1 protein-coding gene and 1 pseudogene are annotated in these 1,621 nt (G+C 58.9%); both read right to left on the bottom strand.

The genetic code is table 11. The annotated features are described in order from the left end of the window. The coding region (locus ACXJ7R_RS32075; RefSeq protein ID WP_457155308.1) for a calcium-binding protein at positions 1–1,139 on the bottom strand (1,139 nt) is incomplete at its 3' end. Positions 1,140–1,160: 21 nt separating this feature from the next. Beyond that, positions 1,161–1,610, bottom strand: a pseudogene (locus ACXJ7R_RS32070) (calcium-binding protein); the annotation flags it as partial. Between the last annotated feature and the right edge of the window lie 11 nt (positions 1,611–1,621).

The raw sequence follows: 1,621 nt of genomic DNA, 5'->3' as shown, positions 1-1,621 counted from the left end.
ACCGAGAAGTCGGTGATGCGGTCGACATTGGTGGCGGCGTTCAGCGCCGTGGTGAAGACGAAGGTGTCATGCCCGGTGCTGCCGCTCAGCGTGTCGCTGCCGAGGAGGCCGTTGATGATGTTGTTGCCGGAATTACCGGTTATGGTGTTGGCGGTCGAGTTGCCTGTGCCATTGATGGAAGCCGAGCTGCGCAGCGCCAAGTTCTCCAATTCCTGGCCGGAGAGGTTGAAGCTGGCATAGGCCTGCACATTGTCGGTGCCCTGGCCGTTGAGTTCGACCACATGGTCACCGGCATTGTCGACATAATAGGTATCATTGCCGGTGCTGCCGCTCATGGTATCGGCGCCGCCGAGGCCGTCGATGATGTTGTTGCCGCTGTTGCCAGTGATGAAGTTGGCAAGGGAATTTCCAGTGCCGTTGATCGAGGCGCCTGTGCGTAGCGCCAGGTTCTCCAGYTCCTGACCRGAGAGGTTGAAGCTGACATARGCCTGSACATTGTCGGTGCCCTGGCCATTGRCCTCGAKGACAWGRTCGCCGGCATTGTCGACATARTAGGTGTCGTTGCCAAGACCGCCCTGCATGRTGTCGGCGCCTTCCTTGCCGTCCAGCGTATCGTTGCCGCCGAGGCCGSTCAGCGTGTTGACGCCTGAATTGCCRKTCAGCGCATTGGCCAGGCTGTTGCCGGTGGCGTTGATCGAAGCTGCGCTGCGCAGTGCGACGTTCTCGATGTTGCCYGTGAAGTGGTTGCCATCRCTGAGGTTGATCGAGATATAGCCATTGACGGTATCGTTGCCGTYGGCGCCGGCACTGCTTTCACTGACGATATCGCCGGCATTGTCGACGAARTAKGTGTCGYTGCCTTGAGCGCCAATCATGGTGTCAGCTCCRCCAAGGCCGTTGATGACATTGTTGCCGGAATTGCCGGTTAGCGTGTTGTTCAAGCCATTGCCGGTGGCATTGATATTAGTCGGCCCGCGTAACGCCACATTGTCGACATTGCCGATGAAGTGAGAGGTGTCGGCAAGGTTAATCGAGATGAAGCCGTTGACGGAATCGATGCCATTGGGGCCAACGCCCTCGTCGACTATATCGCCTGCGTCGTCGACATAATAGCTGTCGTTACCGGAAGCGCCGATCATGTGGTCGGTGCCCGCGCCGCCATCAAGGATATCGGCACCCTCGCCGCCGCGCAGAGTGTCGCTGCCTCCGCCGCCGCGCAAGGTGTCGTCCCCCCCGAGGCCATCGAACGTATCGGCGGCCGCGGTGCCGATAAAGATGTTGCTGTCCGCAGTACCAGAGGCTGTCACCGGTCCAGCAAGCAGCGAATAGTCAACTCCTTCGAAATTCTCAACGAATCCAAACGCCGACGGCACTTCATTATCAAGAGTAAGATCGACAACCACGAAAGCGAGAAGCTGGAGCACGTCGGTTCCGTTGCCGCCGTCCACCGTAAGGTCATTGGAGTCGAACGCAACGATGTCGTTGCCATCACCACCGGAGACGGCGTCGGTACCTGCTCCGCCGAAGAGATAGTCTTCGCCTGCATCGCCGTAGATGAAGTCAAGACCCTCGCCGCCGTCTATAGTGTCGTTTCCGATTCCGCCGTGCACCAGGTCAGATT

The organism is Mesorhizobium sp. P5_C1 (assembly GCF_054049815.1).
Note: the sequence above shows the minus strand (reverse complement) of the source record. Positions and strands in the feature narration are given on the sequence as shown.